The following is a 25507-nucleotide window of genomic DNA, read 5'->3' as shown; positions in this document are numbered from 1 at the left end:
TTCAAAGATAGGGAGGAGTGGTGATATGCAAAGAATTGCAATTGATATGGACGAAGTTATAGCTGATTTTAACCCGAAACATTTACGAGTGTTTAATCGTGATTACAATGAGAATCTCACTGTCAATGACTTGATGGGAACGCGTCTTAGGGAGTTGCGTCCTCAGTTAAAGAAAGAGATTATTGCTTACTTAAATGACTCTACATTTTTCCGCGATTTAGATGTCATGAAAGATAGCCAAGAAGTAATTAAAGAATTAAGTGAACAGTTTGAAGTATTCATCACCACAGCAGCGATGGAGCATCCATCTTCTTTCACTGCGAAATATGAATGGCTAAAGGAACATTTCCCCTTTTTAGATGAGATGAATTTTGTTTTTTGCGGAGATAAGAGTATTATCCATGCGGATTACCTTATTGATGATAATGTAAGACATTTTCAACGATTTAAAGGTCAAGGAATTTTGTTTACAGCACCGCACAATATAAACGAAACAGGATACGTTAGAGTAAACAACTGGTTAGATATACGGGACTATTTTCTGGGGTAATTTTGCACGGATAACGATAGAGGAATGCGGTTGCTTCGGGCAGCCGTTGTTGTTTCTGTACTAAAGGTGAGATTTTCTTAAGTAATCAAGAAAACTTTTCCAAAAATAACTCGTCTAACAAAGTGGCTGTAAAAACATTTAAGGTGGCAGGCATGGCGTTGATAATTGAAAGGTCTCGATTTTCGAAAGCTCGCCTAATATTGATACTAGTTGGCGTCCTTATGTTGTTGATAATGATATTTCTATACTTCTATGCTTTTAGAGGGTTTCCAGTCAATCTTGACAAAATTATTGTTAACAAGCCGGAAGTTAAGGATGGGAAACTCGTATTGAGCGGCTCGACTACATCCAGTGCAGAAGCTTATAGCGGTTATAGCTATCGTCAGCGTTAGGTATGTGCCATTACCTAATAAGTGGCATCCAACAGGGGATTTTAAGATTGAGATTTCTGTTAAGGACATGTCGCCGATCCGAGAGGGATGGATTCGATTAGGAACCACAGGAGTATCTACCTGCAATAAATAAAAGATAAGTTTCATAGGGCCAGCAATGTTTAAAAATGAGGGAAGGGTATGATGATGTGTTTCGATACCATGTAGCTATCAAGAAAAGAATACATAAGTCAAGTTTGGAAGATATTAATCATCAATTCTCAAAGCTTAAACTGTCAATATGTGATGAAATAATTGACTTTGGAGAAAAAAATAAAATATCAGACAATATCTTAATCAACAAATATAAAGAAAATTTATCTGAACATATTGGCAATGTTGAAATGACTTTCTTAGAATTGAACGAAGTAGTTAATAGGATTAATAATGAAAATTTGATACAAAATAAAGAATTTAATCATAATGGAAAAGTATTTAGGGTCTTTCCTTTAGGAAAGTCTGTGGAAGTAATTTATTTAAGTAGCTTTGACAGTTTTACAAATTATTACATGTATGGTTATTTAAATTTAATAGAAAATAGAAATAAGTATCTCGTTGAGAATTCTGAGGTACTTTTCAGTTTAGTAGAAAATTTAATTGAATTTAATCCGTTTGAACATATCGCTAAATTAGTAAATACCTTAAAGATATCGAACACGTTACAAGAAATAAATTCTCATAGAGGTAATATTGAACAAGCACTGTTTAATTTTTTTAATGTTAAAAGCTATAGGGAGTTACTTGATAACAATGATGGAATATTTACAGGTGAGGAATACTTAGAGCTAGCAAGATTGATTGGTACTGAGTTCAGAAGGAGCGAAACTAAGATTTCATTATTGGAAAAGGGAATAAACGAATATACTACTGACTTAGTGGATTTAATAATCGAAAAAAAACATTATGACGAACTTATTGATAAAAAAGAATGGTATACCAATGAATTGGGGCGTATTGATTTTGATAACGTTATTGCAAAAAAACTATTAAGTATTGAAAAATTAATGAAGAACTTAAAAATAGATATTATAAGTCTCCAAAACCTTATGGAATGAAATTTTTTTGTGTCCTATTTTATATATTTTTATTAATAAAAGAATGTTGTTTTTACACAAAAAAACTTGGTAAATCAAGGTTTTTTTCTTCTTTGTGTCCAAAAGGCCATACGCGGTTTTAGAATACAAAGATCATTTTACTATGTAGTGTAAATAGGATAGATGCACATAAATTCTTAATTGAACTAACGGATGACTAGAGTACGGAGTCATGATAATGCTTTTGTGGAAATATTAGCAAGAAATACACAACGAGATAGAGTTTGCATACGTCTAATGTGTTAGGAAATGGGGTGTATGCATAATACGAACAAAGGTAACTATCGGAATACTTGTTGGTATCATCGGGGTGTTGTTAATGATCTTAGTTTTAAATTTAACAACTGACAGAAAAAGTATAATCCTTCACAATTTCAATAAGTTGGATGTAGACCGTTTAAATGAGATGGTTCAGCGCCATAAAGATGGAAAAGGCGACTATCTCATGCTCATTCCACCGATTATCGACGGTGGTTACTCTATACATGATGTGCATTCAAACGGCAGGGAAGTCACCTGGACCATTGATAATACCAGGGATGGAATGAGTTCTGAGCATGAAAAACAGATTTACAGATGCAAGAGAATCAGCATGGATGAGACAAAAGATCATTATGTGTATACACTTAATCAATGTGATAATGAAGGTGAAAAGAGTATAACAATTTTTAGCCTCCTCAAGGAAGATGTTTTGTTACGCTCCCTCGGAGTACAATAGATAAATATCTGAAGGTCTACCACTTGGTAGACCTTCAATTCGTTAACGGGAGTTTAGCGCAACCATTTATTCCTATTTTCGTATATGTATTGTTCAGAAATAGGCTAGCGAAGAGAGGGATTTTAATGAATTTCGGTATGTATAGACAAGAAATTAATCAAATGATAGACAGTTTACCTGATGAAGAATTAGTGAAAGTTTACTGGTCCATTGAGGCTATCCACCAAAAATATCTTTTTACTAAAAACATGCATGATAAAGGGGTAGTTATTTTAACCTTATTGGAAAAAGAGCATGGAATTATGGATCTATGGGATAGATCATTTGCAAAGAACATTAGCGACGAGACCAAAAGTGAAATTCATTATAATCAGTATAAGTGGCATATTTTTAGTTTTAATAAGCAGGAATGTTTTGAAAAAGAAGTAGCGAGAAATGCATTTAATGCTATGACTAAAAGTGAATTATATGTCATGTATCAAAATCTTCCTGATATTGTATTTGAATATAATAATGCTAATGATATTGTTGCATCAGATTTTGATTATGAACTAGATATATATTTATTTGATAAGAATTTCACATGGACGTACGTATACACTCATGAATCAATGTGCGGTCCATACTTTTATAAGAATGTATAGGGTTTGTTAAGCTTTTCAAAAAAAAAGACAACTTAAATGACAAAAGGCTCCTTCATTTTTCGGCAGTCTATTGAAGTAATGGAGTATATAGTTCAATTATAATATGAAGGCAGCCAGCACATGATCGGCTGCGTTATCTGTTAAAGTAGCAGTCAGGAGGGGCTTGATGGGTGCCAGTCTAATAGTGAGTGAATATGACCCTAGTTGGGTTCAATTATTTCAGCAGTTACGATGCTTTGTAACTCCTGTTTTAAGTGATTTCGTAGTCACAATAGAACATGTTGGCAGTACATCCGTTCCAGGCTTGGCAGCGAAGCCGATTGTTGATATCGACGTGGTAGTGCCTACACAAGAACTTGCACGACGGTACCATAATGACCATTTGGCTTACACGAATGCCAAAGGCGAGTTTGTGAGAGGGATACTACAACGAGCGGGTTGGAATTGATATGTAGTTATAGTTCAGCCTTTGTTATTGCGCTAATTGATACGTTACTTTAATTAAACAGCCTGCCGGCATAATCCGGCAGGCTGTTCAGTTAACTGGCAGAAGAGAAGAATAATATTTCGTTTCTAATTGTTAATAATTAATAAATTTGCATATTTTCCGATTCCTGAAGTACAATTAATTTGGATAAGATTGGAAAGGGGAATTGAGACTCCAAATGTGGCAGACCGTGAAGCAACACTCAATTTCATAGCTGCACTCATAGCGGATTGGCTGGAGCAACAATCAGCTTCATGATTAACGACCCATCCGTCGTATCAGAGGAATTGAGACGTTTTGGAGGATGCTGATGATTCTATCGTTAAGTTATAATGTGCTTGTATCAAGTAAAAAACGAAAAGGAGCTCACTATGAAAGCACTCGTCACTGGCGCAAATAAAGGAATCGGTTTCGAAATCGCTCAAAGTCTTGGTAAGCGTGGCTATGACATTCTCGTTGGAGCGCGTGATGAAGCCCGTGGGCAGGCAGCAGTCGAAAAACTTGCCGCAGAAGACATATCAGCGACGTTCATCAAGATTGATTTGAATAATCTTGACAGCTTGCACGCAGCGGCTAAAATGGTTAATTCGCTCGATATTTTGGTCAATAATGCTGGAATTCCTGATAGTGTCAAGCCTGGGCGCGCGGCGCTCGACCTCGCAAAGCGCACATTTGACTATACAACTGAGGATTTACGTACGACGATAGAAACGAATTTTCTCGGCACACATGAACTCATCAAAAGTCTGCTGTCATCTCTGACAGACAACGCGAAAATCGTCAACATCACCGTTCCGATTTCGCCGACCGACTTTTGGCACCCGCTCGCTTACATTACGAGCAAGGCAGCACTCAACGTGATGACACTGACTTACGCTTACGAGTTTGAAAAAATGAGCAGCCATCGCCAGATTTTCGGCATCATGCCTGGCGCTGTCGCAACCGACTTGAACGGCATGGAAGCTGGTGCGCACGGCGGATTCGTCAAGTCTCCCGAAGCCGCTGGGCAGATGAGTACCGACATTATCCTGTCTGATAAGAATCAAAATGGCCAAATTATTCAGTACGATGGAAAGATTGTTACGGATTATGAGATTCAGCTGAGAGGCTAGAAACATCAAGCTCTGTCAGTGTGGTACTACTTCGACTGGCACTTTAGTTACATAGGGCTAGCTTAATGATTTACACAGCCTCTCCGATAGGACAAAACTTCGTTACAATCGTCACGTTCGAGCACTTCAATAGAGGATACAAGTTTATCCCAGGCATCACGGCCTCTAGCGCCACGAAGGGATCAATCCCTTCATGGCGCACTTTTATGAATGCCTTCCCTAGATTGGCGAAACGGCTGGCGCGACATAGTGGAGGCAGCGGCGGGTTACCTTCATACCGTCGGGCTTAAATCGGACGGGTCTGTGGCGGCTGTGGGTTTGAATAAGCATGGCCATCAATGATTTGAATTATGACAAAGCGTGAGAAAAGCTATAAATTAGACATATGTATAAAATACGGGTTTTGTGAATATGTCAGAAAATAATTTCTGTTATAAATTTAAAGTAATCTCTTGTTTCATTGGATTCTCTACTCCAAGTGATTGCCATGTTTAAAATGCTTTCTGATGCATCTAAAGCTGCCGATCATGCAGGCAGCTTTAGATGTTTATTTAACTTTAGTTAGCACAGTAATGCGATAAACTCCCGTTCGAAATGGCCACCGTTCGCTCATTATCGGATGCCTTTTGCACTTGTATCCGTTGAGCAATTATTAATCATTGCAAAAAAATACTAAACACCAAATTGTCTTAAATGATGGTCTAGATGTTTGTAAATCCCTTTTCCCCATTGCTCAGAAGTGAATTTCCCAAAAAAAGGATGTGGATGGGATGAACATTTCTCAGGACCGTTACTTTGGAAAGTTAAAATCTTTTGTTTCAGTTTTTCTTTTTCTATCTCAAAATCTCTGTCATCTAAAATGAGTATCGTCGAATCTGTTGGCACATTCGTTGGTAACGGTTTGTCATTATAAAAAATAGGTTTCACAAACCTTCCTATTAACCTTCCTAGCCAATCTCTTGGGGGAAAGGAATTGCCCATTGCGATGTCTTGAAACGAAGAGCAGTGAGCCAACATTTGAGCAACATTCATTGTTCCCCATTGTGGTTTTGAATTTGGACTTAAATTCTCGATACGGTTCAGTATTTCCGCTGTATGCAATTGGTTATATATATTTTCCATTAAAACACTCCATTAAAACACTCCATTAAAATTACCTTTTGTACTCGTGAAATTGACTTGGATAATCCCTGTATCAAAGTTCCAATATGGAACGTTAACCAGGAACAAATATCTTTTTTGCGGAATTTCATAAATGCTGTAGTCCGATGCGATTTCCTTCAGAATCTAGAAACATCCCCAAATAACCCGCATTCTCGCCAGTATACGTTTTCTCCATAATCACCTTTCCACCTGCCGCGTTAACCCGTGACAGAATTGTCGCTAGATCGGGGCTTCCGTCCAAATACACAGTGACGCCATCTGCAGCTGGCTTGTGATTCGGGCCTTGAACCAGAGCCCCCCCATTAAACTGCTCCTGAACAGGGAAGAACGCATAATCACTATCGCCCATCGCCATTTTTGGCATTTCAATCTGAAAAAGCTGTTCGTAAAACGTTTTTGCTCGTTCCATGTTACCTACGGGAATTTCGACCCAAATAAATAAACGCTGCATATTGCTATACCTCCTAATTGATTTATATTTACGACTCCTTAAAACCTTCAAAAATCACTTATTCTCCTCATCTTTTTTTTCTTCATTATTCATGTTTTGCCAATTCCCATTACTAAAGAAGTTTACCTCCTTCTCCAGAATTCGCCCGATATTCTCAAGAGCATCTGCTATCTTATCCAATTGCTCTGGGTCGAGTTTGGTAATTAGATGCCGGTTCCATTCAGCGTATTGTTCGTAGATAGCACCCAGTACTTCTGCACCTTTCGGAGTAAGTTCAACCAGCTTTGTGCGTCGATCGGTCTGGTGGTCCTTATAGATAGCCAGACCTTCATTAACTAATACGTCTGCAACACGTTGCACGCTCTGACGTGCATGTCCCATATCACGGGCGATCTTTGCAACCGTTTGGGGTTTATATCCAACGCGCCCAAGAACCTGCCACCTGGCACTGCTTTGATCAATTGAACGTGTGATAATGTCCCCGGAACGCATTAGTAACCCATTAATGTGGAATATACTCAGTGAAAATCTGCTTAGGGAGTCCTCTGGTTTATCTATTGTATTCATGATTGCATCATAACAATTCGACAGCATGCTGTCAATCTAATAATTACCATTAGTTTATCAGTTCATGACAAAGAAGCCGTACAAGGGCTTCTTTTGTCGTTGTATTTATCTTTTTCGACGAAATCTAAAATTTCCATAATCAATCTCATTTGGAATCAAGCCATATTTAAAACATACCTGTTGCCGAGATCATGATTTATGTGCATATTTAAATCCTCCATAATCAATGACCACGATCTGTTTGCTTCCTTTCAATCGCAAGTGCTTCAGGCGCAGGTTAGGAGCATACGGATTATAATAACGACCTATCCCTTTTGATGGAATGATTCCTTGATCCAAAAATTTTTTAACCAATTGCCTAAGTTGCCGTTTATATATCAAAGAATCGGAAGGAAATTTTTGAATATATTTTTTCATGATTAACCAGCGGTAAACCTTATCGTAATTGATAATCGGTGCAAAATATTTTTTAATTGCGTTCGGCGATGACCGGTATAACGTTACTTCCATTTTGTTGCAACGGATCCCTTTTTGAGACTTAGCTATCTTAATAACATAGCCATTATCTAAATCGTAAACAACGCGCGTTCCGCCGGATCCAAGAATTTTTTTCCCTCTTATCATCCTTTTCATATAATTATTCATTTTAATCAAGGTGGCATCCTACTCATTTCATCAATTTTAACGACAGTATATTATAAAGGATCTGATTGGTTTTGGACTTAACGGGAAATTGGGCACCTGTTACCAGTGTTTGGGCTGCGGAAAAATAAAAAATTGATGATAGCCAAATATTAAGCACCGGCGGTTGGTTTATCGCTATCCTGCCTAAGGCTTTATTTTATTAAGCAAAAATAACATAAAAAGAAGCTGGATCATTGATCTCAGCTTCTTCATTCTTGCGCGTCATCCGGTAAACAGGGTTTCTTTCTTTTCCGTTTTATAACGCAATAATGACATTAAGAAAATAACGCTACTACACGATGGTAAGTGAAGTAGCATTTATTCCATCTCATTCTTCAACGATTGCGACCGGACGGCTCCAGCCGGCACTTGCCTTTTCCACTTTTATCGGAAAGCAGCATACTTTGAAGCCGAATGGCTTCTGAATTTTCTCCAAATTGGCTAGTTTCTCGATCTGACAATATTCCCGGTCCTTGCCAACGTAATGCGCTGCCCACAGGACGCCTTCCCTCGGCTGTTTTTTATACGCTTCAGCCTGCAGGTTGAGCGGAATATCCCAACCCCAACCGTCAGTACCGACTACCTTAATGCCTTGATCCAGTAGCCATAGCGTAGCATCTGCCGATACCCCTGCGTGGAGGAATGCATAATGTTCGTGGTACAACCGTTTGTCCGCATCGCTCCGGATGAGAACGATATCGAATGGTTTCAACGTATACGCGATCCGTTCCAGCTCGGCGATCAGATCGTCCGTCGTAATCTCGTAACCCGGTGGCTTCATGCTGAAATCGAGAACCACACCGTCAGAATAGAACCATTCGAGTGGCAGTTCATCAATCGTTCTTGCTTGCTTCCCTTCAGAAGTCGGCCAGTAGTGCCATGGCGCATCGATATGAGTACCCGCATGCGTATTCAGCGTTACCGTTTCCGTCGCCCACGCCTTGCTTTCCGGAAAATCGTCCTGCTTGAGGCCAAGGGCCGCCGCCGCTTGCAGCGCTCCATCCTCATGATTCGCATAATCGATCTTCGCCGGTAATGGCTCGCGAATGTATGGACTAATCGGCACGCTAAGGTCAATAATCTTCATTACGTATTCCCATCCCTCTTCTCCCGTTTCAAGCCCATTATACCACACGCAATGCTGAGTTATCTAAGATGTTGATGGTGGCACATATTTAAATCGGATCAACACTGTTTGGGTTTGGGTAACGTATTTATCACCAAATAGGCAAGGATTACCTTTTGATCAGCTCATCTACCTTCGCTTTCATGGATCGTATCGTCGTTTTCTTGTATTGAATTCCGAGTCGAAGTACCTTAAGCTGCTCTCTGCGGGTTAACCTTTTGAACCGGGAATCCTGCTTCAAAAACGAGCGGATGATGGACCAGCTGTTGCCGGCGATATGATCTGTGTTGGTGTATGGCAGTGCATAGGGTAGCTTGCGTTTTTGAAAACGCTTCAATAACGATTCAAAAGTCGATGAAACTTTGCCTTTGTCCACCAGACAGGGTACTACGTTTTTCTTCGTATATCTTTTGTAGTACTCCAAGTGGTTATTTCCGCTTACAATGACGTAACCGCCTTCTTTTCGGCTTTTCCTGACGATCAATAACTGCATGCAATCCTGCGCTACTTTGTGAAGTTCTTTGCTACGCCTTGTTGATTTGCCTATAAACCCAGACTTTATCTTTTGTAGAGGTATATATTGCACCGTATAAGCCACCCGGAAGCACCCCTCTTGATTTTTTGTTATTGTAGTTTATGCCGTCCTCTTTCAAATGTACCAGCTCACCACTGCCGTAACGAATCCTTGTACTTTGTGACCATCTCCATGCTATCCTGCCCTTCACATTTGTCCTTAATTGGGAAAATGACTATCCTAAAATGGATTTTTGTTGTATTTGGATGAAGGTAACAATCGGATGCTTTTTGTTTTAAACACTTTCTTTTTTTAACCAAAAATGAATCCCTGAAATTAACGTTAGAAACAGTAAATAACCAAAGAAGCTGTATAAATGTATCCACTTATCTGAATGGAGAAACACGCCTAGTCGCTCTGCTAATTTTTCCAAAATCGGTATTAACAAGCTGACAAACAGGATCATACCTGTCTTCCCCCATCTATTCATTTGGGAAAGGAAGTACAGAAAAACCATCGTCAATACAGGCAATCCAATTAAAGTGAAGATGATATTAATCGAAAAAATCTCCGGAAGCAGCCTGTGAGGAAATTGATACAGCCCTTTACCGACAAAATAGAGGTCGGAGTACGTACCAAGCAGTGATGCCAGCATTGCACATGTTAAACTATCTTTATTCCAAAAAGTTAATCGTTTTTTTGGCGAGCGCAGCAACCTCGAGTCGTTCCAATGTTTTACAGTATTCACTCTTAATCTCTCCGTCCATTATTTCAATGTCATCCTCTAAGTAATCTGCCACGCTTATATCTTGAAACCAATCGCCCGGTTCTGCTTCCGGCTGGCTGACATTTTTCCAGGCATGCTCAAGTCTTGGACTGTAAATTCTCCTCGCTCCCTCACGGAGCCGGCACGATTTTAACCTAAATGGATAAGTAATTCCCGGCGTACCTTCATTTACATAATTGAATAAATGCGGCCAGTAATCCTTCCTTGATCCAGTATGCGGATGACGTTTTGCCCAATCCAGGACCTGCCTATTAAAATCCTTATTTGTAAACAAAACGGCATATAGCCTTTTCCCAAGTAAAATTCGCTCATGGAGAGACTGGAATTGGTGAAGTGTCTGCCCCTTTAAATTCTCATCTTCCGAAGGAAAAAGAATTTGATTAAATGACAGCCAATCCTGAAGGTGAAATTTGAATTTGTTTAATACTTCATTTTGATAATTGGGATTTTGAATGACCCTCTGTTCCAAGTAGCTTTGTTCATTGATGACTAACGCTATACAATGAATATACGTATCTCGGACTCTCCAAAAATAGTTCCAAATCGTTTCCATAAAAATAGAAACATTCAGATGTGGTAGTAGATAAAACATTGGTTTATTTTGCTTTAAACTCTCATCGTAAAGTAGAAATTGCGGGTATACATCTTGGAAAATGAGCCAGTTCCCGCGTTCTAAAAAATGAAAAAATGATTCCTGCTCCTTTTTTGTGAGCAGCTTGGTTAGATACTCTCCCTTGAGATCGGTCATATTCCATCCTCCATTCCGTGATACCATATGGCCTAAGAATGCCCAATGGATTTCAGGATGTCGGAGATAAAACTCGAGATAGGCTTTTGTTCTAGTCACATTATTAAGGTTGTTGTCTTGAGTAATCAATCTAATCTTGTTCAAAAGCTTTTTCTCTGAAAGCGCTAAATCATTTGTGATGGCATAGGAGTGTTTCTTTCTTTTCTTTAATTCTTCGCGAATCGTTTCAAGAGGTGTTTTGGGGCGGTTTCTTGTGAAAAAGAAAGCAACTTCCCTCCCTTATGAATTTCTCTATAGTGTTTGACACGGGCATTTCTACCGATGCTTTTATGATTATTTTATTAAGGACTCAAGAGAATGATGATGAATTCATCGAAGGGCTTCGCCAAAGTGAATTTTTCAATAAAATCAAAAAGGAGCTGCAATAAAGCAGCTCCTTTGTCTTCATTCAACTCCCGCTAATCATGTCGCCTCATTGTTAAGATTAAATCGTTAAGGGCTTTCTTTAAATTGTGATAATTTCCGATCCTGATGTTCATTCCATAATGGGCCGATGTATGTTTCGAGTCTTTTAACAATAACATTTCTTTGGCTCTCTTTGATATTTTCAATGTCATTTGCAATATCGTTTCTGACTCGAATGAGCACAAATAAAGGTGGTAAATCAGCCTCACGGAAAGCCTTAATCATGGATTCTTCTTGTGGTGTAATATTCATAAAGTATCCTCTCCTTCTCCTCGAGATAATCTCATTCTAAACCCTGCCGTTAGCGTTAGGGTCAAGCGTAAAAAAGTGATGACCAATGTTCACAAGCATGATATCCAAAAGGTGAAGAACCTTTCAATTAGGCATCTGCACAAACATTTAGTTATTCACCTACGTATTATACACAGGAATGACGAAGTGCATTGAAAACTGAATTAGATAGCGAATCCCCATTTTTTCTTCTTAAGGAGTGAAGTCAAATGGCATATATGCCAGAGTCCCCTCCCCCTCCATTCGTTCCACAAAAACCTGCTGTATCTTATATAACTGATTGTTTATATGAATATACTTATGTCTGGCTATGGAATGGGGAAAGTTTTTGGTTTTATCCGACTCGGGTTGAGTATGGTGAAGTTTCAGGTTATCGATGGAATGGGGTGTTTTGGACGTTTTATGGGTTTGATCCAAGGCTAATTAATGCTGTTTCCTGTCCTCCAATTCCTACCCTTTACTAAAATAAAAAATGCCTTGTTGCATACTACAAGAACAACAAGGCATCTTTTTATTTTATATTCTAAATGATCTGACGAATTATATTTAATAAATAGTCGGAACCATTCCCCCATCCATACGGATTGGAGAGCCTTTAAATGATGAAGCGTATGGACTACATACAAATGTAGTTAATCTTCCTATTTTAATCGGCTTGATAAATCGCTGTATTTCAGATTGAGGTAGATTCGCGCTGCATGCGGTTCTCTATACATATATGTTTGACTAAATGTCTCTCATCTATTTTTGCGCAGCAAAGAGTTTGCGCAGCTGCTCATTTTTCAACCAAAGACTTCCCCAAACCAATACCGCAAGATAAACTGGAAAAAGTATCGTAGAAAAAAGCGGGGCATCTAGACGAACCTGTGTCGCGATTACGCCGCCAAAATAACCGGTCAACACCACCGCACCTAAAATCGTTGTACGAGGTATTGCATAAAGAATAGTAGAAAGAAGTCCGAGAATGCCAATCAAAATAATATGGTGTTCCTGATATCCAAGTGATACAGTAGAGTTAACAACAAACGCGGGTTTAAATAATTTCATGATACTGTCAAGAAGCATAAACAGAATGGCTATTCCGCTCATCACTCTTGCCGTCCACAGTCGGCGGCCTTTAGAATTTGTTCTTGTCATCGTTCTATCTCTCCTTTAACTGAATTCTCATTGTTTACAAAATTATAGTAACACAAATTATACGGTTGAATAACCACTAAGCACAATCATTTATAGTTCGTCACATTAATTTTTACGTTTGAATAATTGGAAAAATTACCAACCCCACCAGCATCAACAACTCTAATTTCATACCTTCTTGAAAGTCATGAAATACCTAAATTTGCTCAAAAAAAAGACAGTCAAGCCCCATGTAATTAAAGTCTTTGACTGTCTTTTTTTCATTCAAGAGAAAAGCCGTAAAGTATTATCAGCTATACGGCCGTATTCAATTAGCGCAACTTCCTCTTCCTGATCTAGCATCTCCCGTGCAAGCTCGTAGTAGGATCTTGCTTCGGACTCCCTGTTCATAAGCAGAAGCAGTGCGATCATTTTACCATGAAGCCGTCCGCTTAGAGGATTAAGCTCCGCCCACTTCCGCAGCGGATTCAACGCGATATCGTAGCGCTGTTGCCTCACATACATATTCACGATCGCCTCCAGAATTTCCGTGTAGCCCAGCTCCAGTACCGCCTGTCGTGGCGCCGCCCAAACATAGCCGCTTCTCGCCATGTACCCTCCCTCATATAATTGAGCAGCTCTTAATGCATGTGTCAAAGACGACGTAAGTTTAAATAGACGAATCTCTTCCTTATAAGTGGCGACATCATCGTATGACGTCGTCCATTGCAGACAGTAGCTGCCCCCAGCTATTTTCGTTTGAACAATTAGATTGGCCAGTCCGCAGGCCTCCAGATCTTTTCGAAGCTGATAGATTGTCGAATGCAGGTTAACTTGTGACCGCTCCACATCGCGTCCATACCAAATATCCTCTATGATCTGTGCTTTGCTGACCGGCATGCCCTGGTGATGATGCAAGTAAGCCAAAAGTTCCTTCGCTTTCGAATTTCGAAAACGGACCACAGCGCCACTGTCTGTCATCACGGTGAATGAGCCCAAGCTGTGCACCGCAATCCCTTTTTCAGACATCTTGTCTAGGCCGCGACCGCTCCGTCTCATATACCTTTCGATGGTGCGGGCCAAATCTTCATTCATCACCGGCTTCAATAAATAATCAAGCGCCTCCACTTCAAAAGCATCTTTAGCAAACTCCTCGTAAGCCGTCAGAAATGCAATATGAATCTCAGGCCGACATTCACGAAGCCGTCGAGCCAGTTCTAGTCCATGCAGAGCAGGCATTTCCATATCGAGCAGAACCAAATCAATCGGCTCCGGTTCTGTTAATACGTATTCCAGGCAATCCGTCGATTTATCGAATAAACCGGCTACATGGACTTGTTCGAATTGCTCTAGCAGCTTTCCGACTCTGCGAAGTACGGGCTTTTCGTCGTCAACGGCGACAATTCGTATCATCGATACTCCTCCTTACTTTCCCTTGCGGCATGAGGGACGCACAGGGTGACTTTGGTGCCTCCGGCGGTTCCCGTCCCGATTTCAACACCTGATCCGTACAACCTTAGCATTCGGAGATGTATGTTACGCAGCCCTACGCCGCCATGTCCCTCAGCCTCCGTCGAAACAAACGTTCGGGCCCATTCAGGCATACCTGCGCCATCATCTTCGACCGATAGCGTCGTATAGCCGTGATCGGCGCGAACTGATATCGTAACGGTCCCCCCGTCTACATTTTTCGTTATGCCATGACGCACCGCATTTTCGACGAGTGGCTGCAGGGTTAAAGGCGGAAGCAGACAATCGGCGGCCTCGTCCAACTCATAGCGGATGCGGAGCCGATCGCCGAAACGGACCCGCTCGATATGGAGATAAGCCTCGACAAGTTCCAACTCTTTCCGTAAAGGCACCAACCTATCTTTGTTTTTAAAGTCGAAGCTGCCTCGCAAGTATCGGCTAAGGTTCAACAGCAGTTCATGCGTCGTCTGCGGATCTTCTAGCGAAAAAGTAATGATTGTGTTCAAAGCGTTATAGAGAAAATGTGGCTTGATCTGTGCCTGCAAAAACGCCAGCTCCGAACGGACCGCATCTTCGGCGGAGCGCTTCATCTCCAGCAGCGTCCTCGTCCGCGCCCGCAATTCATAAGCTTGGAAAGGCTTAGCCAAATAATCGTTGGCCCCAGCCTCAAAGCCGATGATCACATCCGATGGCTCGTTGCGTACGGTTGTCAGCAAAACCGGCAATTCACTGAGCGTATAGGTTTGCCGAATTTGCCTGCAAGTTTCATAGCCCGACAGTCCGGGCATCATTACATCGAGAATGACCAGACCAATTTTGCCTCCTAATCGTTCCAAAGTCTCAATCGCTTCTTGCCCGCTTGTAACCGCAATGATCTCGTAAGGCTCGTCCGCCAGCACCGCTTGCAGCACACGCAGGTTGACTGTATCGTCATCGACCGCCAGAATCATGTTTTCTCGTCGCTTGGTGCCATTCGGCATATCGGCTTGTGCCGTTCTAGCCGTCTCCAGCCTGCCTGACGACATAGTTGCAACGGCACGAGCTTCCTCACTTAAGCGCGGTTTACTTTCCTGCACTACGCTGCTTTCGCTGATCGGAAGCGTAAAAATAAAGACGGATCCTTTCCCTATCTGCGATTTTACTGAAATTTGTCCGCCATGCAGCTCGACGAGTCGCCTCGCAATACCGAGTCCAAGTCCGGCTCCGCCATATTCTCTCGCAACGGACGTACCCACTTGCTCGAACGATTGAAATATCGTCTCCAGCATATCCTCCTCGATACCGACCCCAGTATCGGCTACTGCCACATGCAGCATCCCGACTTCGGTCCATGCCGATACCGTGACTTCGCCCTCCGGTGTGAACTTGATTGCGTTTCCGATAAGGTTGTACATAATCTGCAGCAGACGATTCTCATCAGCATATGCATATGGCAACTTATCCGGCCAATCGAGGCGAAGCGTTACCGGCTTATCGCCAATATAGTGACGGAACACCTCTTGCTGAGCCGATACGACTGCACGAATATCTACGGGCCCGAGCTCTAGCTCAATGCCGCTGTTTTTCAATCTGGACAAATCGAGAATATCGTTAATGAGATTCGACATGCGGCGGGCTACGGCAATGACAACTTCCAGTTGTTCACGCTGCTTTCCGTTCAGCGGTCCCGACTTCTCCTCGCTGAGCGCCATCGAGAGATTGATAATGCCGTGAAGCGGCGTCTTCAGCTCGTGAGAAGTATTGGCCAGGAATTCGTCCTTCATCCGGTTCGAAGCAATCAATTGATCCGACATGTGGCCGATGATGTGGTAAGCGTTCGTAAATCGGCGGGCAAGTTCCATCGCTTCGATAAACACAAGCAAGCTGAAGCCATACGGCACGAGCTGAAGATCCCACCAGGTGATGATACTGTTGCTGTATAAAATATCGTGGAGCGCTGCCGCTCCAAAGATAAGCCACCCGGAGAGCTGGAGCGAAGCGCCTTCCCTTCTCCGCCAACATGCCATGGCAAAGCCGTATAAAATATAGGCCAGACTTACAAGAGAAACGTATTTGAAAATATCGATGAACTGCGTATACCATTCAGCCGGAAACAGCACGACGGTTCCAATGAATGCGCAACCGACCCAGACGATCGTCTTGATAACGGCCGATTGGAATTCATTCGGATACAACTGTCTAACAAACAACAGTGCTGCGGTAATTCCACCATAATAAGTCAAATATTCAAGCATAATCAACAGCCGAATATCGGTATGCGGATACAGATGGGTAATATACATCCCGCCCACAGACCCGATGCGAACGGCGCCCAATATACAGCATATGCCGAAATACAAGTTAGAGCGTTCCGAACGGCGCATCATGAACAAGGCGAGTTGATACAAGCCGAGCAGCGCGCAGCCTCCGAACACTGAGATATCTATGATTTCTGTACGCTTTTTCAAAGCGACCATTGACTGTTCGGTGCCGAGCGTCAAGCTGAACCAGATTCCGCCTTGCGGATAGAGCTCATTGGCCACTTGAATAAATATGTCAAACGACTGCCCGGGCGGATTGAACGAGACGGTCTGAGGTAGATAAGCTGCGCGAACGGCTGCCCGTTCGCTTGCAACGACCCCCGTTTCCGCGATAACGCGGCCGTCGATCAGTATTCTGTAGGCTGGCGCTATGGCAGGAATTTGCAGTGCTAAAGTACCGGCATCCGCTTGTGTATGTACGGTGAGGCGGTACGTAGCGTAACCGCGTCCCGGCAGACCACTGCTCCTCCATTCGCCCGGCACTTCCGCAAATGTCGGCTTCTCGCCACTCTCGTCCGTCAGCAGCTGATGCCAATGCAATGTCCAGCTGCCGTTAAGCCGGATAGGGCCGTCTTTATTCAGATCCAGCTGACTTAGATCCAGAACACCCTTTACGGCTCTCGGGACGCTTTTCGCGGAAAACAATGTTACGACCGATAGACTTAATACCATCAGGACTATTCCAGCCCCAATGAACAACGCGAATCTCCCGCGCCAATTTTGTAACATGGATAAACCAGCTCCGACATTGATGTGAGACTACTTTATTCTTTATTGTAGCATACGAATCACCTGATCGGTGAGACAGGTTTAATCACATATTGTACACTAATATGATGATCACGCTTAGAATCCACATCGAAGGTACCAGGTTCCACAAGAGCGCCGCTTTAAATTTTTTACGTATAAACAGCCACCAGCCGGCTATTATTGTCACGAGCAGTCCGAGCGGATATGCAGCCAAGTAAGCTAGAAAGTACCAAGTTGTCTTTTCCTTGAGCACGCTGGCATCGCTGAATCCCATCATCGCCATGCCGGCAAGGAACAGCCATACGAAGATAAATAACACGAATATGAGATGCAATCCGATTAACAGCCACAATGTTTTGGTCCGGCTCATACAAGTTCCTCTTTTCGATTTAAGTTTATTTGATCAACGATAACGATTGCAGAATTCGATATATTCACCAAACGGTATCGAATAGACGTGTATTTTTCCATAATCGGATTCATACGAATAATGCTTTGACGCCAGCTTTTGATACAGACGATTCGTGTACGCGTTGTCGGCCTGTGTCGGAATTCGCACCTCTTGTACATCAGGATTTACCTCTAAGATTTGTGCCGCCAACACTTGTAATCCCCGTATGAACGTCCGGTTATTCTGATATTCCTCCTTAAAGCAGCTGTTACCGAGCACTGCGATTTCTTTTTGCTGAAACCCGTCTTCCGCCAGTCCAAGTACAAAGCTTCCAATACCGATGACCTCATCCCTTTCATTTACGATAATGGCGGCCCTGCCTTGCAACATGTAATTTTTGACGTCTCTTAGCGCAAGATTCACAGGATAGTGTGGGATGATGCGAGCTCGGTGTTCGATATAAAAATCTGTAAATCTGCTCCATTGCCGCGTATCGGTGCATATTTCGAATTGGATCATAATAATCACCTCTTAATGGTTATTTTAGTATTTATTAACTTTTATTCTTGATGTTTCCATCTATATATAGTATAGTTACTTATAATTTAATAGAGGAGGTGATTTCAAATGGGTGCTCCGGCTTGCAATCCGCCCCTGGCAACACAAAACAACGATCGTTCATCTGCAATAGTGAAACAGTAATAATTGACTTAAGCAGAAGCCACAGTAAGAAACGATGAGAACCGGCAGCCATGCCGGTTTTTATACTTTCTGAATGGCGATAGCAACTTCCGCTCAACGCGGTAGCGCATCTGCGGGAAGACTCCGAAAGAAGGTTTTCTCACTATTTCTTTAGCGAAGCGTACCGCGCGACATATTCCTTCAGTCGTTCCGGCGTCGTTACGTAAAAACTCAGCATACCGCATGGATGCATCTCTGTATTGCTTACTGTTGCGAACTTTTCGAATAGCTTTCTATAGCCTTCGGTTGGCGTACAATAAAATCCGATCTGTTCAATCGGCTCGTACAATTCTTGTTCACGCTCAACTAGTGCAGCCATGGCCTCCAAGGGCGTCCTCCCTCCACGAAATCCAGCCTCCAGATAGATGAGATGCACTTCGATCCGGGTCCGATCCACATTTCCATCTTCCGCAGTCTCGAACGTGTACGCCAACAGACCTCGAACTTGTCCACGGCCATCTAAGGCGATCATAAAGCCGTTATCGCACAGTGCAGTAAGAAGCGATGACATGATTGTACTCCACTTGTAGGGAACACCGAGATCCTCAGCGTACCGGCACAGAAACCGGACCCCGTCCTCCTTGAGCTGTTCCGATTCGGCAACTATCCATTGCAGCATTAGGCCTCTCTCCTTTGCATTCGCGTACTTAATGTGGCTTCGAGCGCCTCCCGAATGGAGGGGTAGCGCATCAGCAGCGGGTGGAACTGATCGTGCGACAGCGACAGTAGCAAACATGGCACCATCGTGATGATGCTGGCTGTTCTCGGTATACGCTGCATGAGTGCAATTTCTCCAAAATGATCGCCGTCTTCCAGCACGGCTACTTTACGCCGTTCGCCCGATACCGTTGCGATGACGACTTCGACCTTCCCTCTTGCAATCAAATAGAACTTTTCCCCTTGATCGCCTTGTTCGACCACCGTCTCGCCTGCTTCGAATTTCTCGGCCACAAAAAGTCGTGATATTTGGTTCAGTTCGACTTGTTCGATCCCTTGAAAAAAGGGCAGCTTTCGCAACCGATCCGCATGCACCTGCGCGTATCCGCCTCCACTGGACAGCACGAATCCTTGCTGTTTCTCCCACATTCGGCGATACAAGCCATTTTGTTCCATCAATTGTTCATGCGATCCGGATTCGGCGACCTTTCCTTTATCGAGGACGATGATTCGATCGGACATCGCCGCATAAGCCAAGCGATGCGTTACAGAAATAATCGATCTGTGGCGCCCAAGCGACAGGATCGTTTCGTTCACCGATTGCTCGGTTTCCGGATCTAGCGCCGAAGTGGCCTCGTCGAGGAACAAGATATTCGGATTCCGCAGAAGAGCCCGGGCGAGCGCAATCCTCTGCCGCTCTCCGCCGGACAGATTATCGCCATGATTGCGGACAAGGGTATCGTAACCGTCACGAAATCCTGAAATTGTCTCGTGTATTCCGGCCGCTCGCGCTGCTGCTCCGATCTCCTCATCCGTCGCATCCGGCTTGCCTACGACGATATTGTCCCGGATCGAAGCGTGAAATAGGACCGAATCCTGAAAGACGATACCTACCTGGCGAAGCAACGAATCATACCTGGTTTCCTGAAGATCGTGACCGTCATACAGAACCGCTCCCTTTTCCGGTTCGACGAACCGCAACAATAGCTGGAGAACCGTACTTTTACCCGAGCCGCTGGCACCGACGATAGTAATATAGCCGTTCAAAGGAATGTTGAGATCAAAATGCTGCAGCACAGGCTCGCCGGGCGTATAAGCAAAAGTGATATCGCGCAGCACAATTTCCGAACGGACGGACGGCAGTTCCTGTGCACCCCGCTCAGTCACGTCGGGCTTCCACTCCATCACCTGCTGCAAGCGATCAAGGCTTGTCCGCGCCGCCAAAAAATATGGCAGCACTGCGGCAACGCCGAACATCGACTGGCCAACCGTAATAAAGATAGAATTATAGGCAATAAATTCACCTATCGAGAGCCTTCCGTCAAAGGTCAAATAGCTGCCATACGCAAGAATAATCGCTGTCAAAATCGAAATGGCGAGATTAGGCAAACGGTTCAAATTGGAATTGACAAAATTCCTTTTCACGCCGATCGTAAGCATTGAATGGAGAATCTCTTCCACTCTCACAAGCATGCTCCCGCGTAAATCGAACGCTCTTATGACCCGGAATGCTTTGATATTCTCATCAATCGATCCATTGAACTTTTCGAGATGCGCATAATAGGCATCGGCCAGTGCAAGCGAACGGGGCTTGAGCAACCGGTAGGGCACAAATAACAGCACCGAACCGCAGAGTGCAAGCAAAGTAAGCTTCCACTCCATCGTGAATAAGATACACAGCCCGATAACGACGCTTGTAACGGACAGCAATCCCCCGGTGAATGTCTGAAGTATGGCTGACTGAATCGTCGGAATATCGTCGGAATACCTTGCAAGTAGGTCACCGACTTGGAAACGCTCATAAAATCTTTGAGACTGCAGCTGCATATGCCGAAACAGAGCAATCCGGAAATCGAACAACATCCTGGCACCCAATTTGGCTTTGGCGTAATCGCCTGAAATACCGGCAATCACGTTTAGCAAGCCCATAGCAAGCAATACGCCTACAACAATCGCCAAGGCCGTTACATCGCGCGGCAGCAGCGCTTTATCGATTAAATATCTATAACTGAGAGAGGAAAGATAGTGGAACAAAAGGTCGATGAGGGCCCCCATCACAATGAGGAAAATATATAAAGGGGACGATCGAACCAAAGCGACTAAATACTTCCATAACATCTAACCGGTCTCCTTTGAATGCAAGTGATGGCTGCAAGTGAAAGCTCATACCCGTGATTTAGTCCTATTTTACTAGACGCAACTACTTCACAAACTGAAAAGAAAGCGCTTCATGTAAGGTTTTAACGATATTAACCGACATAAAATCCTCTATTCGCGCAAAAAACGACTTTTCCGCAAAGGAGTTGCCGTCTTAATGCCCATTGCCTTGTTGGAATAATCTTTTTATACCCATATTTTACCATGAGGGCGATTTCAGGGGCATGAGATAATAACTACGAGTGATTACTTGAATATGGTGGTGGTAGGATTGATGTCAAGGTTTGTTATTCGAAGGATGCGACAACCGGACGATTTTGTTGCGGTTGCACCATTGTTGAATATGATATGGTCGGAGCCTACAACGGCTAAACGACTGAAGGAAGACGAGGACAAAATTCCTCCTGGCAAGCTGCATTACAATGAAGATGGCGAGCTGATGGGATGGGACCGTCCCAAGTGGGTGGCTGAAGATGAGCATGGACAAGTCGTCGCCTACGCGATAGCTTGGCGAGCTCCGTGGACAGAGCCCGGATCATTGATCCATACCGTTGTTGTTCACCCAGAAAGCCGTGGGAACGGAGTTGGGAGAGCCTTATACTCTTCTCTTCATCAATGGTCTGTAGAGGTCAAAGCCTCGCGCCTAATCGACTTCATGAGGGAGACGGACAAACGTTCGATAGCTTTTGCAGAAAACCGGGGTTATGTAAAGGAACGCCTCACATTCGAATCCGTTCTTGATTTGGGATCGTTTGATGGCGGCAAGCTTTATGATTCGATTCATAAAGCGGAACGAGCTGGAATCCGATTTGTAACATTGGCGGATGAGCCGGGGGAAGAAAACGAGAGAAAGCTATATGAGCTCTATAAGGTCACACATCCCGATATTCCGGGTTTCTCCGGCAGTTTTCCCTGGTTCGAAGAATGGAAAAAGTGGAGTATCGAGCAAGCCGGTGTGCGCCCAGAATGGATCCATATCGCCAAGGATGGCGATCGTTACATCGGCGTTGTCACGCTGCAACAGAACGAGCAAACACAGGCGATGTATCATGACTACACCGGTGTGCTCCCTGAATACCGTGGCCGACGTATTGCGCTCGCATTAAAGATGCTCGGTGTGAAAACGGCCTGCACAATCGGTGTCCCTTATTTGAGAACGCACAACGATTCCATGAATGTTCCAATGCTAAGAATTAATCGGGATCTGATCGGTTTCCGGGCGGAGCCAGGGCATTACAAAATGGTGCGCGAACTCAAATGAGCACAAAGTGCATTCGTTCTGGATAGAAGCAGCAGTCTGTGATGAGTTCCTCGACAATGGTTGCGTTCACTCACTCCTGAAATCATATTTCTCATTTGGCAATCTTAAAACGTGACCGTTAATCCTAACCGTATCATCGTCAATCCAATCGATATTTGCATTCTCTTCTCTATAATTCCAATAGATATTCTTATTCTTCTTAGAGGTTTTGTTGAAAACAAGTTCTGCTCTGACAGCAAAGTCAGTTGTTGCCCCCCCGCTAGATACGTACGCATTAATTGTATATTTGCCGTTCGGAGAGGTAGATTGTTCAATTAAATCACCCGTCTGGAGCCGATTCATGTCAAAGAAAGCCCAATAAAATCCATATCCAATTAAACTAATGAATAGCAAACCAATTGAAAGTAAAAATTTGAGCAGATTTTTTTTGGTTCTTTGGATTTCTAAAATAATACTTTTGTCATCGTTTGAATGTTCCATTTTCCTCCGCTACTTAATAACCTCTTTGTTATTTTCTTATAGTATACCATCATATTATATGTTCTGAATTCTTCCATGGCAGCTCTAATTCGCCATTAAAGAATTTAAAGAGGACCTATTACCGGCTTAACCGATAAAGGTCCTTTTTCTACGTAATTAGTAAAACAGCTGGTTAATTTGAAATTCTAAGGAATCTTAACTACGAGTTCACTGAGATAATTGCTTGTGGATACACCCTTGGGAGGGCCAAATTCGAATTCTACAGACTCGGCATATTTGCCTTCGGAGTAACTAACCAGTATGGGCATTGGGGCGTGACCTTCCGGTACCCATCTAGCTGTAGCTTTGTACCTACCGATCGGAATCTGATCAATACCTGCGCCGCCTTGTATAGGACCTCCGCGTTTCGTTATTGACTTGCCTGCACTGCCGTCAAGCAGCGGACCGATAGGCGTCAGCGTCACTTCCAGATCGCTCATATTAAATTCCGGCAGAGATTCATCATTGGATGAAAAGTACGGATAGATATAGATTTGCCCGTCAAATTTGCTCCAAGTAAAGTTACGAACGGCTCCAGTACTTCCCGTGAGCGGAAGATCAGCGTCAGCATTCAAATGGAACGAGAAATTTTTTCCGTTAAACGATTTGGTCAGTTCAGCACCCATCCTCCAGGATGTGGCCATCTGAGGCAATTCGATCCGATAGTGTCCCGAATCATCGGTAACTCCGAGGATGTTGCTGTCATAGAGCAATGTGTTATCCGCAAAGACTGTGATTCCCGGTAATGGTTGACCTTTTGCATCGCGAACATATCCTTTTACGACATAGGGTTCAACCTCCTCTTTGGGAGATTCGGGAATTGGGGCCGGAGTTGGTTCTGGCTTAGTAGTCGCGTCGGCCTCTTCGATCCGGACAGTCGCATCGCCACCATCTCTAGAGTATGACACCTGATATCCGCTGTTTTCTGCCACAAAACGCAGTGGAACTAAGGTGTTTCCATTAACGATCTGTGCAGGAATATCCAGGTTTACATTTTTTTCGTTTACTCTTGCAGTAGTACTATTGATCGTTAGTTCTATGGTCAGACCATCCTTCGTTCCGATCGCCTTTTGGAGCATCCCAGACTCAATCCATTTTACCTCAAAGCCAAGAGTTTCGAATAATTTACGAAACGGGACCAGCGTTGAGCCATCCTTCAGTATTGGCCGTGCATCATTAAACTGAAGCTCTTGTCCTTTGAAGAGCACATGGAACATCGGACTATCCGCTGGAGCAGGAGTCGGTGCCGGGCTTGGTGTCGGTGTTGGCGCGGGTGTTGTTGCAGGGCCTGGCGTCGGTGTTGGCGCTGGCGCAGGTGTTGTTGCAGGGCTTGGTGTCGGAGTCGGCGAGGTCGAAGGTGTTGTTTCCGGTGCCGGTGAGCTTGAAGTCCCCCCTGATGTCATCGGATTTTTATATTTAATCGGTTTAGAAACGATCGTTCCTTGCGGCGTGCCAATTTCCAGCACATAATTCTGTGTCTCCTTGATCGTGCCGTTATCGCTCGCGTACAAATCAAAGGTAAGCTCTCCAACAAACTCTCCAACCGGTTCTTTGACGTCCTTTCGAAAACCTGGGTTGACGATGGTGCTTTCGATGGCGGTACCGCTTGCCGTTGTTACGGTTTTGTTCTGTACAATACCGAGCAACCATCCGGTTGTCACGTGGTTTGTACGCCAAACCCCTTGATAATTATCCTTACCGTATTCATCTGTTGAACGCAGAACGACGGAATTGATAACTGTCTTTTGAGCAAGGCTTAGAAGCAGCTTGAAGTGACCATCCTTATTGCCTTCAGGCGTAAAATCTGCCGAACCGACGACGTCAGACGCAGTGTCAAGCAGGCTGAATTCCTTAATCTGTATGCCTGGAGGCGGTGTCTCGCCAAAAGCGCTTGCGATCCCGCTAAACGCTATGCAGCCTGCCAGCAGAAGAGTTATTGCAGAAGTTTGTTTTCGTTTGCTGAAATTTAACATCATTGTTCCAGTTCTCCTTTTCTAAAAATACTTCGTCCCAGTTAAGCTACCTCCGGTTTCGCCTCTGGCTTAGCTGCAAACATCACTTCCGATTTCGCTGCTGAAGCTACCTCCGGCTTCGCTTCCGGCTTTGCGCTCACAGTTGTTGGAACCGCAATTGCTGCAATCAACGCAGCCCCTAACACCCATTTCAATGCATTGTTCATTTTTTTCAATGTGATAACCTCCATAAAATGAATTCACTTTCTACATTCATCTTACAACGGGTGCGCTCCTGATTTCATGAGTGTTGACCGGGAAATGTATCGGGAAGATTATAGGATAAAATCGGATCGATTA

The 25507-nt window shown here is 43.5% G+C and carries 26 protein-coding genes and 2 pseudogenes; 8 read left to right on the top strand and 20 right to left on the bottom strand.

Going from position 1 to position 25507, the window contains the following annotated elements; translation table 11 throughout:
* Positions 1-25 precede the first annotated feature (25 nt).
* The 7 genes and pseudogenes from ACFQZT_RS19975 to ACFQZT_RS19945 all read left to right on the top strand — a co-directional run.
* Entirely contained in the window at positions 26-550 is a 525-nt protein-coding gene (locus tag ACFQZT_RS19975; protein WP_379302605.1) for a 5' nucleotidase, NT5C type, read from the top strand.
* Between the two features lie 580 nt (positions 551-1130).
* Positions 1131-2036 carry a hypothetical protein gene (locus ACFQZT_RS19970; RefSeq protein WP_379302604.1) on the top strand — a complete coding sequence of 302 codons (906 nt, stop codon included), beginning with the start codon at positions 1131-1133 and terminating at the stop codon, positions 2034-2036.
* A 358-nt stretch (positions 2037-2394) separates the two neighbouring features.
* Complete coding sequence (locus tag ACFQZT_RS19965; protein ID WP_379302603.1) at positions 2395-2793, top strand: hypothetical protein; 399 nt, start codon at positions 2395-2397, stop codon at positions 2791-2793.
* A 125-nt stretch (positions 2794-2918) separates the two neighbouring features.
* Positions 2919-3437 (top strand): DUF4275 family protein, encoded by a 519-nt coding sequence (locus ACFQZT_RS19960; protein WP_379302602.1) that lies wholly within the window; start codon positions 2919-2921, stop codon positions 3435-3437.
* 166 nt (positions 3438-3603) lie between these two features.
* Positions 3604-3885: a GrpB family protein gene (locus tag ACFQZT_RS19955; protein ID WP_379302601.1), complete on the top strand. Its 282-nt coding sequence runs from the start codon at positions 3604-3606 to the stop codon at positions 3883-3885.
* A gap of 410 nt (positions 3886-4295) precedes the next feature.
* Positions 4296-5036 (top strand): SDR family NAD(P)-dependent oxidoreductase, encoded by a 741-nt coding sequence (locus ACFQZT_RS19950; RefSeq protein WP_379302600.1) that lies wholly within the window; start codon positions 4296-4298, stop codon positions 5034-5036.
* A gap of 231 nt (positions 5037-5267) precedes the next feature.
* Positions 5268-5369: pseudogene (locus ACFQZT_RS19945) on the top strand (chromosome condensation regulator); the annotation flags it as partial.
* Between the two features lie 339 nt (positions 5370-5708).
* Here ACFQZT_RS19945 and ACFQZT_RS19940 read toward each other — a convergent pair.
* From ACFQZT_RS19940 to ACFQZT_RS19860, 17 genes and pseudogenes are all read right to left on the bottom strand, one after another.
* A complete protein-coding gene (locus tag ACFQZT_RS19940; protein ID WP_379302599.1) occupies positions 5709-6158 on the bottom strand; it encodes a DUF1569 domain-containing protein in 450 nt (149 codons plus the stop codon).
* Between the two features lie 127 nt (positions 6159-6285).
* Positions 6286-6651, bottom strand: a complete 366-nt coding sequence (locus ACFQZT_RS19935; RefSeq protein ID WP_379302598.1) for a VOC family protein — start codon at positions 6649-6651, stop codon at positions 6286-6288.
* Positions 6652-6705: 54 nt separating this feature from the next.
* A complete protein-coding gene (locus tag ACFQZT_RS19930; RefSeq protein WP_379302597.1) occupies positions 6706-7218 on the bottom strand; it encodes a MarR family winged helix-turn-helix transcriptional regulator in 513 nt (170 codons plus the stop codon).
* 189 nt (positions 7219-7407) lie between these two features.
* Positions 7408-7872, bottom strand: a complete 465-nt coding sequence (locus tag ACFQZT_RS19925; RefSeq protein WP_379302596.1) for a hypothetical protein — start codon at positions 7870-7872, stop codon at positions 7408-7410.
* A 358-nt stretch (positions 7873-8230) separates the two neighbouring features.
* Entirely contained in the window at positions 8231-8989 is a 759-nt protein-coding gene (locus tag ACFQZT_RS19920) for a cyclase family protein (protein WP_379302595.1), read from the bottom strand.
* Between the two features lie 148 nt (positions 8990-9137).
* A complete protein-coding gene (locus ACFQZT_RS19915; protein WP_379302594.1) occupies positions 9138-9521 on the bottom strand; it encodes a hypothetical protein in 384 nt (127 codons plus the stop codon).
* Between the two features lie 316 nt (positions 9522-9837).
* Complete coding sequence (locus ACFQZT_RS19910) at positions 9838-10290, bottom strand: CBO0543 family protein (RefSeq protein WP_379302593.1); 453 nt, start codon at positions 10288-10290, stop codon at positions 9838-9840.
* Positions 10217-11299, bottom strand: a complete 1083-nt coding sequence (locus tag ACFQZT_RS19905) for a DUF2515 domain-containing protein (RefSeq protein ID WP_379302618.1) — start codon at positions 11297-11299, stop codon at positions 10217-10219. Before ACFQZT_RS19905 ends, ACFQZT_RS19910 begins: the two co-directional genes overlap by 74 nt.
* Before the next feature lie 270 nt (positions 11300-11569).
* On the bottom strand, positions 11570-11794 hold the full coding sequence (locus ACFQZT_RS19900) for a hypothetical protein (protein ID WP_379302592.1): 225 nt from the start codon (positions 11792-11794) through the stop codon (positions 11570-11572).
* 585 nt (positions 11795-12379) lie between these two features.
* Positions 12380-12529, bottom strand: a pseudogene (locus tag ACFQZT_RS19895) (SDR family NAD(P)-dependent oxidoreductase); the annotation flags it as partial.
* Between the two features lie 45 nt (positions 12530-12574).
* On the bottom strand, positions 12575-12970 hold the full coding sequence (locus ACFQZT_RS19890; RefSeq protein WP_379302591.1) for a DoxX family protein: 396 nt from the start codon (positions 12968-12970) through the stop codon (positions 12575-12577).
* A 264-nt stretch (positions 12971-13234) separates the two neighbouring features.
* Positions 13235-14362 carry a response regulator gene (locus ACFQZT_RS19885; protein WP_379302590.1) on the bottom strand — a complete coding sequence of 376 codons (1128 nt, stop codon included), beginning with the start codon at positions 14360-14362 and terminating at the stop codon, positions 13235-13237.
* Positions 14359-17448: a hybrid sensor histidine kinase/response regulator gene (locus ACFQZT_RS19880; protein ID WP_379302589.1), complete on the bottom strand. Its 3090-nt coding sequence runs from the start codon at positions 17446-17448 to the stop codon at positions 14359-14361. The genes ACFQZT_RS19885 and ACFQZT_RS19880 overlap by 4 nt, the downstream gene beginning before the upstream one ends.
* A gap of 85 nt (positions 17449-17533) precedes the next feature.
* A complete protein-coding gene (locus tag ACFQZT_RS19875; protein WP_379302588.1) occupies positions 17534-17839 on the bottom strand; it encodes a hypothetical protein in 306 nt (101 codons plus the stop codon).
* Between the two features lie 33 nt (positions 17840-17872).
* Positions 17873-18379, bottom strand: a complete 507-nt coding sequence (locus ACFQZT_RS19870; RefSeq protein ID WP_379302587.1) for a hypothetical protein — start codon at positions 18377-18379, stop codon at positions 17873-17875.
* Between the two features lie 325 nt (positions 18380-18704).
* Positions 18705-19220 (bottom strand): hypothetical protein, encoded by a 516-nt coding sequence (locus tag ACFQZT_RS19865; protein ID WP_379302586.1) that lies wholly within the window; start codon positions 19218-19220, stop codon positions 18705-18707.
* Entirely contained in the window at positions 19220-21376 is a 2157-nt protein-coding gene (locus ACFQZT_RS19860; protein ID WP_379302585.1) for an ABC transporter transmembrane domain-containing protein, read from the bottom strand. Before ACFQZT_RS19860 ends, ACFQZT_RS19865 begins: the two co-directional genes overlap by 1 nt.
* Positions 21377-21689: 313 nt before the next feature.
* On the opposite strand from ACFQZT_RS19860, the gene ACFQZT_RS19855 reads away from it, so the two are divergent.
* On the top strand, positions 21690-22676 hold the full coding sequence (locus tag ACFQZT_RS19855) for a GNAT family N-acetyltransferase (protein ID WP_379302584.1): 987 nt from the start codon (positions 21690-21692) through the stop codon (positions 22674-22676).
* Positions 22677-22742: 66 nt separating this feature from the next.
* Here the strand turns inward: ACFQZT_RS19855 and ACFQZT_RS19850 are convergent, their stop codons facing one another.
* The 3 genes from ACFQZT_RS19850 to ACFQZT_RS19840 all read right to left on the bottom strand — a co-directional run bounded on the left by ACFQZT_RS19850 (position 22743) and on the right by ACFQZT_RS19840 (position 25383).
* Positions 22743-23156 (bottom strand): DUF5412 domain-containing protein, encoded by a 414-nt coding sequence (locus tag ACFQZT_RS19850; protein ID WP_379302583.1) that lies wholly within the window; start codon positions 23154-23156, stop codon positions 22743-22745.
* Between the two features lie 185 nt (positions 23157-23341).
* Entirely contained in the window at positions 23342-25171 is a 1830-nt protein-coding gene (locus ACFQZT_RS19845; RefSeq protein ID WP_379302582.1) for a stalk domain-containing protein, read from the bottom strand.
* Positions 25172-25209: 38 nt separating this feature from the next.
* The gene (locus ACFQZT_RS19840; protein ID WP_379302581.1) at positions 25210-25383 is read right to left on the bottom strand and encodes a hypothetical protein; all 174 of its coding nucleotides are present in this window, start codon (positions 25381-25383) and stop codon (positions 25210-25212) included.
* Between the last annotated feature and the right edge of the window lie 124 nt (positions 25384-25507).

The organism is Paenibacillus sp. GCM10027628, assembly GCF_042676385.1.
GTDB lineage: Bacteria > Bacillota > Bacilli > Paenibacillales > NBRC-103111 > Paenibacillus_E.
Note: the sequence above shows the minus strand (reverse complement) of the source record. Positions and strands in the feature narration are given on the sequence as shown.

Bases quoted from the DNA above. Each gene is read 5' to 3' on its own strand.
- ACFQZT_RS19955 (WP_379302601.1), top strand. From the start codon at position 3,604: ATGGGTGCCAGTCTAATAGTGAGTGAATATGACCCTAGTTGGGTTCAA.
- ACFQZT_RS19870 (WP_379302587.1), bottom strand. From the start codon at position 18,379: ATGATCCAATTCGAAATATGCACCGATACGCGGCAATGGAGCAGATTT.
- ACFQZT_RS19900 (WP_379302592.1), bottom strand. From the start codon at position 11,794: ATGAATATTACACCACAAGAAGAATCCATGATTAAGGCTTTCCGTGAG.
- ACFQZT_RS19930 (WP_379302597.1), bottom strand. From the start codon at position 7,218: ATGAATACAATAGATAAACCAGAGGACTCCCTAAGCAGATTTTCACTG.
- ACFQZT_RS19850 (WP_379302583.1), bottom strand. From the start codon at position 23,156: ATGGAACATTCAAACGATGACAAAAGTATTATTTTAGAAATCCAAAGA.
- ACFQZT_RS19950 (WP_379302600.1), top strand. From the start codon at position 4,296: ATGAAAGCACTCGTCACTGGCGCAAATAAAGGAATCGGTTTCGAAATC.
- ACFQZT_RS19960 (WP_379302602.1), top strand. From the start codon at position 2,919: ATGAATTTCGGTATGTATAGACAAGAAATTAATCAAATGATAGACAGT.
- ACFQZT_RS19860 (WP_379302585.1), bottom strand. From the start codon at position 21,376: ATGTTATGGAAGTATTTAGTCGCTTTGGTTCGATCGTCCCCTTTATAT.
- ACFQZT_RS19935 (WP_379302598.1), bottom strand. From the start codon at position 6,651: ATGCAGCGTTTATTTATTTGGGTCGAAATTCCCGTAGGTAACATGGAA.
- ACFQZT_RS19920 (WP_379302595.1), bottom strand. From the start codon at position 8,989: ATGAAGATTATTGACCTTAGCGTGCCGATTAGTCCATACATTCGCGAG.
- ACFQZT_RS19855 (WP_379302584.1), top strand. From the start codon at position 21,690: ATGTCAAGGTTTGTTATTCGAAGGATGCGACAACCGGACGATTTTGTT.
- ACFQZT_RS19880 (WP_379302589.1), bottom strand. From the start codon at position 17,448: ATGTTACAAAATTGGCGCGGGAGATTCGCGTTGTTCATTGGGGCTGGA.
- ACFQZT_RS19975 (WP_379302605.1), top strand. From the start codon at position 26: ATGCAAAGAATTGCAATTGATATGGACGAAGTTATAGCTGATTTTAAC.
- ACFQZT_RS19865 (WP_379302586.1), bottom strand. From the start codon at position 19,220: ATGCTGCAATGGATAGTTGCCGAATCGGAACAGCTCAAGGAGGACGGG.
- ACFQZT_RS19885 (WP_379302590.1), bottom strand. From the start codon at position 14,362: ATGATACGAATTGTCGCCGTTGACGACGAAAAGCCCGTACTTCGCAGA.
- ACFQZT_RS19875 (WP_379302588.1), bottom strand. From the start codon at position 17,839: ATGAGCCGGACCAAAACATTGTGGCTGTTAATCGGATTGCATCTCATA.
- ACFQZT_RS19915 (WP_379302594.1), bottom strand. From the start codon at position 9,521: ATGCAGTTATTGATCGTCAGGAAAAGCCGAAAAGAAGGCGGTTACGTC.
- ACFQZT_RS19890 (WP_379302591.1), bottom strand. From the start codon at position 12,970: ATGACAAGAACAAATTCTAAAGGCCGCCGACTGTGGACGGCAAGAGTG.
- ACFQZT_RS19940 (WP_379302599.1), bottom strand. From the start codon at position 6,158: ATGGAAAATATATATAACCAATTGCATACAGCGGAAATACTGAACCGT.
- ACFQZT_RS19845 (WP_379302582.1), bottom strand. From the start codon at position 25,171: ATGATGTTAAATTTCAGCAAACGAAAACAAACTTCTGCAATAACTCTT.
- ACFQZT_RS19965 (WP_379302603.1), top strand. From the start codon at position 2,395: ATGATCTTAGTTTTAAATTTAACAACTGACAGAAAAAGTATAATCCTT.